General features: G+C 61.2%; 8 protein-coding genes and 1 pseudogene. 4 read left to right on the top strand and 5 right to left on the bottom strand.

Annotation, left to right across the window (positions count from 1 at the left end; translation table 11 throughout):
* Window positions 1–350: 350 nt before the first annotated feature.
* The 5 genes and pseudogenes from M729_RS0124090 to M729_RS1000000139355 all read right to left on the bottom strand — a co-directional run bounded on the left by M729_RS0124090 (window position 351) and on the right by M729_RS1000000139355 (window position 5,288).
* Entirely contained in the window at window positions 351–1,280 is a 930-nt protein-coding gene (locus M729_RS0124090; protein ID WP_027163130.1) for a 2-oxoglutarate and iron-dependent oxygenase domain-containing protein, read from the bottom strand.
* Entirely contained in the window at window positions 1,277–1,984 is a 708-nt protein-coding gene (locus tag M729_RS0124095; RefSeq protein WP_027163131.1) for a class I SAM-dependent methyltransferase, read from the bottom strand. The genes M729_RS0124090 and M729_RS0124095 overlap by 4 nt, the downstream gene beginning before the upstream one ends.
* Window positions 1,981–3,330, bottom strand: a complete 1,350-nt coding sequence (locus tag M729_RS0124100; protein WP_050596329.1) for an NAD(P)-dependent oxidoreductase — start codon at window positions 3,328–3,330, stop codon at window positions 1,981–1,983. Before M729_RS0124100 ends, M729_RS0124095 begins: the two co-directional genes overlap by 4 nt.
* A gap of 1,048 nt (window positions 3,331–4,378) precedes the next feature.
* Window positions 4,379–4,584 (bottom strand): annotated as a pseudogene (gene groEL, locus M729_RS0124105) (chaperonin GroEL); the annotation flags it as partial.
* A 56-nt stretch (window positions 4,585–4,640) separates the two neighbouring features.
* Entirely contained in the window at window positions 4,641–5,288 is a 648-nt protein-coding gene (locus M729_RS1000000139355) for a hypothetical protein (protein ID WP_245267624.1), read from the bottom strand.
* A 185-nt stretch (window positions 5,289–5,473) separates the two neighbouring features.
* Here M729_RS1000000139355 and queC point away from each other — a divergent pair, with 185 nt between their 5' ends.
* The 4 genes from queC (at window position 5,474) to M729_RS0124135 (ending at window position 8,533) form a co-directional block, all read left to right on the top strand.
* Entirely contained in the window at window positions 5,474–6,172 is a 699-nt protein-coding gene (gene queC, locus M729_RS0124115; protein ID WP_027163135.1) for a 7-cyano-7-deazaguanine synthase QueC, read from the top strand.
* Window positions 6,172–6,528, top strand: a complete 357-nt coding sequence (gene queD, locus M729_RS0124120; RefSeq protein WP_027163136.1) for a 6-carboxytetrahydropterin synthase QueD — start codon at window positions 6,172–6,174, stop codon at window positions 6,526–6,528. Before queC ends, queD begins: the two co-directional genes overlap by 1 nt.
* Complete coding sequence (gene queE / locus M729_RS0124125; protein WP_027163137.1) at window positions 6,525–7,259, top strand: 7-carboxy-7-deazaguanine synthase QueE; 735 nt, start codon at window positions 6,525–6,527, stop codon at window positions 7,257–7,259. Before queD ends, queE begins: the two co-directional genes overlap by 4 nt.
* 566 nt (window positions 7,260–7,825) lie before the next feature.
* On the top strand, window positions 7,826–8,533 hold the full coding sequence (locus M729_RS0124135) for a DsbA family protein (protein ID WP_027163138.1): 708 nt from the start codon (window positions 7,826–7,828) through the stop codon (window positions 8,531–8,533).
* Window positions 8,534–9,113 lie beyond the last annotated feature (580 nt).

The following is a 9,113-nucleotide window of genomic DNA, read 5'->3' on the forward strand; positions in this document are numbered from 1 at the left end:
ACGTTTGGCCGAGCTCGCCGTGACTGTGGGAATGCATCGGAGAAAGCGCTGATTGCCGGGAGCAGATACGGACCGCTAAGTTCAAGCCCAAATCCACTGCCAACGTGACCGCGGTAGATCGACCAGTTGGCTCTGACGTTCGAGGATATGAAAGACGACCCAAAGAATCAGCAGGACGGGGCGCAGCAACGACGATGATGGCCCAGGCGCAGCACGATAATAGCTTGCGCAGCGCTGAGCTACCCCGATCAGCCATATGGCGCTGCTTAAATTCGCGAGGTGTCCGCTGGCGAACGTGAGGGGTGTGCCGTCACCGATTTGGGCACCTCAAGAAAACCGAGCCCACCCGCCTACCGCAACTCTCGCGCCCGTCCGGCGCCGTTTCCGGTTTGCCAGATCGATTCGAAGTTGCGCAGCATCACTTCCGCGACGCTAAAGGTGTGCTTCCCTTGCCGGGAAGTCAGGCGAGCGTCAATGTCGGGATAGATAAAGAAGGGAAGGGAAATTCGTTCGGCAGGACCGGTGTGCACGACCTGATGGGGCGTGCTCTTGAATTGGTCGTCGCTCAAGGCCTGAAGCATGTCGCCCAGATTCACAACGAGACTGTCGGGCAAGCTGGGCGCCGGCACCCAGCGTCCCCCGAACCACACCTGCAAGGAGCGCGTGGGGAGTTCCTCCTGCAGCAGCAGCGTAAAGAACCCGTTGTCGGTATGCTTTCCGGCCGTGCCACCAGCGGATGGATATCGGATCACACGCTGGAGTACCGTCGGTGGGCTGAAATGGCGCCGGAACCAGTCCTCTTCCATATCGAGCAAGTCGGCAAGCGCGGTCCCGAGCTGCGGCACAACCTCGTTGACCACGGTAGCCTGCAAAGCAAGCAGGCTTCGAGCGAAACCAGGAGCCAATGCGTCATCCGGAAGGCGCGTGCGACCAGAAAACGGACGCCGGTCACCTTCATTCTCGATTCCGAGGTCAAACATCTCCTTTGGATCAGGGCCCGCCTCGGGATGTAGCGTTTCGCCGTTTAACGGACTGTATCCGCGGGCGGTGGCGGGGTACACGTATTGGGCGGTGTGACCGTAGCGCTCCTTGACAGCCTGCGGCAGCGCGAAGAACCGCCGGGAAGCCTGGATCGCTTCTGCGATCTGTTCCTTCGGGATTCCGTGCTCAAGATAGAAGAACCCATACTCTTCACAGGCCAGGCGCAGGCGCTCGCGCTCTGCGTTTCTCGTTGCATCGGCTGTCAGTTTCGCCAGTGAGATTTGCGGCAGCGTGGTCATAGCTGTTTCTCCGTTGGTGCTGTGGCTCTATCGGGTACCTGGAAGACCCAGTAGTGTGCGCCCTCCTCCGCGATGTATTTGCCATCGTTTAGACGCTGGGTCGTCACAAGCACGCCCGCATCCTCCAGACGACGCACCTCACCTTCAAAGGACGAAGCCTCCGCATAGCTCTTGCGGGTGCTTACGATGATGAATCCGTTGGGACGCGTGACGCGAGCCAGTTCGCGCAGTGCGTCCGGTCGGATGTGACCGACCGTGAAGACGCCGCAGCAAACCGTGATATCGTAGGTCGCACTGGAGCAGTCGGAGAGCGGCCCGTTAAGGTCGATCTTGGCTTGGATGTGCCGGTAGGCGCGGGTTTTCCGGGCCTTTTCCGCCATATCCTCGGAGAGGTCGATCCCGTCAATCAATTGGAAGCCGAGGCGTTTCAGTTCCACGCCAACCAGACCTGTTCCGCACCCAGCGTCCAGGATTGCGATGGCTGCTCGCTTATTGGCCAAATACGCTGTCTGCACGGTGCCAGCCAATTCCGCAACGATCGTCGGCCCGCAGTATCCATCGCGACCGACATCCAACTCGTAGGAATTGGCCCATCCGCGATAGAAGTGGACCAAGTTACCGGCATCGCCATCGAGGGTATGGGAATCCTTGATGCGCTTTCGCGCGGCTTGCGCCAATGCCGTCTGCTGATCGAGGGTGGTCATGACAGTTCCTCCATTCGGGGGCAAATGAGATGCGGCATCGTCAGCGGCGAAATGGCACCGGCTAGATGCACAAGCCGCTCGCTGCCGTATTGCTGAGCATGGCTATCCGACCATGCGGAGGCGCCCACGCTCCAAGTGATAACGTCGTGGATCAATACATCGCTCAGGCCCATGCCGCGTCCAAGATCAAACGCCTCGTCAAAGATCAGGCGATTGACGTGGGTGAGCTCGTCGACCAGAGACTTGAGCAAGCGGATCTGGATGTCAGTGAGTGGGACGTCGTCGAGCGGGAACACATGCTCACGCTTGGGTTTGATCCTTCCGATGTGATCGGTCAGGAATTCTTGGTCTGGCGGATGCCTGGGGTCAGCACCGTACCTGGATGGCGCGCGATAGCCCGGCACTTGCAGTCGAACGCCGAAGACCATCTCCGCCAGCGCGACGACTCGCAGATGGCTGTCGTGTCGGTCGAACTTCCGTCCCGCCTCGTTATAGCGCCTTTCGACCGCGCGCCCGATCGGCAATTCCACGCCGAGTTCGTCCGCCAGTTGGACCGTCAAGCCCATATCCTTCACCGCGATCTCCAGAGTGCACGAGCGATCGTAGCTGCCATCCAGGAGAAACGGGACGAACTGCTCGATTGCAACGGAGTTTGCGGACGACGCGACAAACTTATGCCACGCCTGCTGCGCTGGAACGCCCTCTCGCACGCTTTGGCAGAGTGCGTGGCCGCTCGCCACGGCTGCAGTGTAAAAGAGCAGGTTCGTCAGCAATTTGGCTGACTGTCCCTGACCGATGTCTCCGACATGGAAGGGGACAGCTCCGATGGTTTGCAACACCGTCTCGGAACGCACATAGGCCTCCGATGGCCCCCCCACGAAGAAGCTGACATTGGCGAAATCGACCCCCATGTGGGACAAGTTGCTCGCGGGTGCTTCTAGCGAATCGACGCCAATTGCTGCCGCCCGACGGGCGATCTCGACCGTGTTGTGATAGTCGGTCGTGGACGTATCGATCCACACGCTGCCCGGTGTCATTCCGGCCAACGCGCCTTGCTCGCCTGTCATGTTGTCAAAGACGTCATGTGGCAGCGGCAGGCAGGTGATGACAATTTCGCAATCGCGGGCCGCTCCGCGTGGTGCGTCATGCCACCGGGCTCCTTTTTCGACCACGTCTTCCGCGGCTGCGGGATCGATATCGTAGACGTTCACCAGATAGCCGGCTTGCAGGAGCTTGGCGATCATCGGTCTTCCCATGCTGCCGGTACCAATGAATCCGATGCGTTCGACATTGCGGAAATGAGCGGCGCTTACAGCCCCTGCGGCAGACACTGGGTTCCCTTTCATAGACGCAGTCGCGCGCTTCTCTTAATGGTACGCCGAATAGTAGTAAATAGACACCGGCATAGCGATGGGAGCAACGGGAAATGTGTGAAAACAATTGGCGTTTATGTTGCAAATTTACTGGCGATTGTTAAATTGTGGTTGGAAAAAAATGCAATTGTGCTTTGCCGTGGAGTTAAAGAGTCTTTCATCCGGGTCGACCGACCGATCATCGATCATGGTGATCGCTCGCAGGCTAAGATGTGAGTCTGACTGGGTCGAAGGCTTGCTAATGGGCGAGCGCTTCGCCGCCTGGCTCAGGAACATGGCTTGTCGAAGGCGAGGGTGCGCCAAATCATCGAGATGGCCGTGCGGCCGCAAGCTGAACGTTCAAGCCCAAGTCCGCCCCGATTACATGGTCGAGCGTCCATAGGTGTGGAAGCTGGCGGAGCTGCATGGACTCGGAAGCGTCACGCCGCACCACTTCTCTACGGAGCCGGAACGCGGGATCACTGGAGCGGTTGGTCGACAAAAAGGGAGTATTTTTCCGAGCCGCGCACAGGCAACACGTGAGCTGGCGCGCCTCGCCTGGCAAAAGGAGAAGCGCGAGAGACCATGGCCTGCAATGGAGCGATTAAGCATGGCGGTAGTGCAACCAAGCTGCCCGGCTGACGATCCGGTCCGCGGCCTTCGGTGCAACTCGCCTTGGAACCGGCCTCCAGAATTGAGCGCAGCGAAAACCGGTTGAACCCAGGAGGCGCAGGCCGGCCGGACACACGAGGAAATCACCATACGTTTCGAGAGACCGCGCATGACCGAGATCTCGCCTCGGGCCAGTTCCGGCGAGGGGATACTTTGCTTTCTCTCGGGATATGAGTGAGTGTTGAGGGGCGCTCGACAGACCCCCCGCCAAGCCCGCGTCGCGCATGTCAAAAGACGGGTGTGGACATCTCAATAAGCTCCCGACAGGCTAGACGCCCGTGCGGTTATGAGGGCAGTGCCGGTCCAGCTGACACCTGGCATGTGTGCTGAACTTTATCGCGTGCTCCGCCAAGTCGACCTGATGCGGGTGACCGAAGTCCGGTGCCTTGACCGCGGCGATCTTCATTCCACCGCGCAGCTTGTTGACGACCAGTGTGGCCAGGGCCTCCTTGACGTCTTCCGAGATGATGAGCAGCGGCTTGGAGGTTTGCACGACGGCTTCAAGAACTGGCAGCATGGCCTGCAGGTTGGAGAGTTTCTTCTCGTGGAGATGTAGGCGTCCTCGAGATCGGCAACCCCTCTGGCAGGCTGCGGTCGGGCGGACGCAAAATCACACATCCATTGCGGTCGCGCTAACCGCCAAGCATATGACCGGCATTTCGTAAGGCGCCGAGGAAGAGACCGGCATGGACGGTAACATCGATCTTGGCTTGCATCGCCAGGGGCAAGCTGGTCCAGTTCTCCAACGGCGCCATCAGATCTGCGAAAGTGCTGTTCACCATGCAATAGTGGGTAACAAGGCCTTGTCTGTCCAACGCCACCACGCCAGTCCGTTCGGCTCGATACCGGATGGCTGCGACCCTCTGCACCTGCGCGTCACCGTACACCCGCACGTCGAAAACCAAGGTACCCTGGCTCCTCGCCGCTATCTCCACGGCTCTTTCGTTGAAGCTTAGCGAGAGGGAGCGGACGCTTTCGACCGCCATCTGGAAAATCGCCCAATCCAGTTCATCCGAGGCCATGGCGGCAATAGCGCGCAACGGAGGGGTGATTGCAACGACGCACACGGCTTGTTCACAGATGTCGGCTGACGACCAATCCTTAGCGGTCCTGCCGCCCCGCCACCGGCTGACCGCGACGTCCGGTCGGACCGATGCTGAAGCGGGGGGCACGCCCACCGCCGCTAAACCTGGACCTGTGCACTCGCGTCCACTCCCTTCCGCATCGCCTTGCCAGCAGCGCATGGCCTCCACAGCCCATGGCTCGAGGACGCGCCGCATTTGTGCTCCTGAGCATGTGCCCGGGGTAGAACATCCAGCAACGAGGCTCAGTCCCGCCGTTCGCGAACCTGCCGCACCCCGGGTCAGCGCATCAGCCAGGGTTCACAAAGTTGGCCGGCTGCGGTAGGGGGAGCGCAGAGAAATCTCCGGTCGCAGCCTTACCCGGCCAAAACAAGGATACCATGATGAAGACTCTCGTCATCTGCTCCGGCGGATTGGACTCTGTTGCCCTTGCCCACAAAGTGGCGTCGGAGCACGAACTCACCGGGCTCCTGTCCTTCGACTACGGCCAGCGGCACAGGAAAGAATTGAGATTCGCCGCTCTGTGCGCGGAGCGACTGAACGTTGCGCATCAGATCATCGACATCCGCCAAATCGGCCGCGGCCTTCGCGGCTCGGCGCTGACCGACTGTGTCGACGTGCCCGACGGCCACTACGCAGAAGACACCATGAAGATCACGGTGGTGCCGAACAGGAACGCCATCATGCTGGCAATCGCGTTTGGTCTTGCCGCCGCGCACAAGGCGGAAGCGGTGGCGATGGCCGCTCATGGCGGGGACCATTTCATCTATCCAGACTGCCGTCCCGCCTTCATCGAAGCTTTCCAGACGATGCAGGACCGAGCGCTCGACGGCGACGCGCAGATCCGCCTTTACACGCCCTATGTGAACCTCACAAAGGCGGACATCGTCGGCGATGGAGCAGGATACGGAACCCCATTTGCGCAGACCTGGTCCTGCTACAAGGGCGGCGAGCGTCACTGCGGACGGTGCGGGACCTGCGTCGAGCGACGCGAGGCGTTTCACCTCGCGCAGCACGCCGATCCGACCGAGTATGAGGATACCGATTTCTGGCTTGAGGCGCTGCGGAGGCGGAGCGCCTGATGTTCCGCATCACCAAGGAATTCCACTTCTCGGCCTCGCATCAGCTCTCCTCCTTGCCACCCGAACATCAGTGCGCGCGCCTGCACGGGCATAACTACATCGTCGAAGTGGAGCTCTCGGCCGAGGAGCTGAACGCGCACGGCTTCGTGCGCGATTATCACGATCTGGCGCCGCTCAAACGCTATATCGACGAGAGCTTGGACCACCGGCACCTCAACGACGCGTTGGCACATGAGCAGGTCACGGCGGAATACTTGGCCAGGCATTTCTATGAATGGTGCAAGGCACGGCTGCCGGAAACCGCGGCCGTGAGGGTGAGCGAAACCCCGAAAACCTGGGCGGAGTACCGGCCGTGACAGATACGCAGCCGGCGATCCGGGTCAGCGAGATATTTGGGCCAACGATCCAGGGCGAGGGCGTGCTCATCGGTTTGCCGACCGTCTTCATCAGAACCGGCGGCTGTGACTATCGCTGTTCCTGGTGCGACAGCCTCCATGCGGTGGACAACCGGTTCCGCCATGAATGGCAGATGATGCCGGTGGATGCGGTGTGGCAAAGCGTGGTTGCGCTTTCCGGCGGCCGGCCAGTGATGGTGTCGCTGTCGGGCGGCAACCCCGCCATTCAGCCCTTTGGCGGGCTGATTCAGCGAGGCCATGGCGAAGGCTACCGCTTTGCGCTGGAAACCCAGGGTTCGGTGGTCAAGGACTGGTTTGCCGAGCTTGATGTGCTGGTCCTCAGCCCAAAGCCGCCGTCGAGCGAAATGCGGCCCGACTGGGCCGCCGTGGAGGCGTGCATCGAAGCGGCGCGGGAGAAGCCGCAAGTCGTGCTCAAGCTCGTCGTTTTCGACGAGGGTGACTATGTGTTCGCCAAAGACGCTGCCGCGCGATTTCCACGCCTCCCGGTCTATCTGCAACCTGGCAATCACACCCCACCGCGCCTTGGCGATGAAGACGCACCTGTCGACCTTGACGGAATCATGAGACGCATGGAGTGGCTGATCGAAAAGGTGACGCGAGACGGGTGGTTCGAAGCTCGCGTGTTGCCGCAGCTGCATGTTCTGCTCTGGGGCAACAGGAGGGCCGTCTAGCTTCCCACTTGCCCGTGGGTGCAGCACCCGTCGGATCTTCGGCTGACGGACTCACGCGGATGTGACAGCGCTGCCGGCGTAATCGCGCGCTGCTCAACGCGGAGACCAACCAGGCGCTTGCAAAGCGAGCGCGAACCGGAGGGGCTTAGCTGTCGCTCCGGCTTTGTGACCACGCGCGTGCGTGTGAAACCTCACAAAACCATTTTCTACAAAGTGCCGAGACAGAAGCGCCAACAAATCCCCGAATGGGCATGAATGGTTCCCGACTTTGCGTCGCAAATCCTTCGCATGTTCCGCCGTTTCATGGTGCGCCGGACCAAAGCCGTCGCGCGTGGCCACGCGGTGTTCGTGTCCGCTGCGTAAGCCAAACGGCGATCGCGCCAATGTCCTAGCCGGCCTTTTCGCAGCGCAGCGCTCACCTGCGTTCCTGCCCCCACTGGCACGCTATTTGCGGCACCGGGGTGCGGCGCTTGACCGGAGCGCGGCGACGGGAGAAGCGCGGCCACACGGCGGGAGCCGGTGCTGCGGGCGTCCTGTCCTGCCGTTTATGTTTGATGGAGCCACCCATGTCCCGATTAAATGCCGCGCTTGTCTCGGCGATCGCTCTCTTGGTGTTCGCGCTGGGAGTGTTGAAACATCGTCAGGATGCGGCCGAGTACCTGCAGCGTCTGGAAGACCAGCGCCAGATAGCGGCTGACTTGCGCATACGCATTCCGCAGCGGCGCGACGCCCTCCTCAACGACCCAGCCTCGCCAATCGCGGGCAATCCCTTGGGCGATATCGCTGTTGTCTCGTTCTTCGACTACAACTGCGGCTATTGCCGGGCGGCAGCCCTCCACCTCATTCAAGCCCTCAGGGATGATCCCAATGTGAAGCTTGTGTTCAAGGACTTCCCAATCCTGGGGCCAGGTTCCAGATTCGCAGCCCACGCAGCGCTCGCCTCGCACAAACAGGGGAAGTACGAGGCGTTCCACCTCGCCCTCATGGCTTTCCCCGGCTCCATCAACGAGCGCAGCACCTTGACCGTTGCAGAGCGTGTGGGCCTCGATCTCGAGCAACTGAAGCGGGACATGCAAGACCCGGCCATCACAGATGCCATCACACGCAATTTCGCACTCGCCAAAGATTTGTATATCGACGGCACACCTGCGTTGGTGATCGGCGACGAAGTGATCCCAGGGGAAATCGGGATGGCCAGACTGCAACGCTCCATCGCTGAAGCGCGCGCGAAGGCAAAGGTACCATCTTCGACAGCTGCAAAATCGGCATCTTGACATACTGTCGGCAAATGCTGTGGTCGCCGGTTCGTTTGTCGGAGTGGATTTGATGTGCTCCTGAGCGCCTTTTTCGTGGTTGGCTTCTTGACCGCATCGTGACGCCGGCGGGCGCGACGCCGAACATGGCACCGTCTCCCGGTGTGCGGCTATATCAAACGAACATTCGCGGCGGCTGCGACCTCGCTTCCTGGACGCTGTGATCCAGCAACGGGCGCCGAGGCGTGGAGATTCGCGGCCCTGCGACATCGGCTCAAGGATCCGCTGGTGATGACCATCAGCGGGTTCCGACCACCAGTCCTGAATCCCGCGCGCCCCAAGGCGCGCGCCGGGTGCTCGTGCACCGAGCCCGCTTTTTCCTCGGCAGGCTCGGGCGGTCTCGGCCATCCGGCTTCGCCCCCTGGCTCGGGCAGCCTGGCGGCTGCTGACGGCCGCCGGCCGATTGGCCGGCGTGGTTTTCATGGTGGCCTTCCCCGGTGGCGCGCGGTGGGCGGCTCTCCCTTCTAGGCCCGCCGCGGCGTCCCGCAACCCTTCGCTGCGCTTCGGGTCCTCCTCTCCGTTCCGGTCCTTCGGATGCGGT

The sequence above is a fragment of the Mesorhizobium sp. WSM1293 genome, assembly GCF_000513875.1.
GTDB lineage: Bacteria > Pseudomonadota > Alphaproteobacteria > Rhizobiales > Rhizobiaceae > Mesorhizobium > Mesorhizobium ciceri.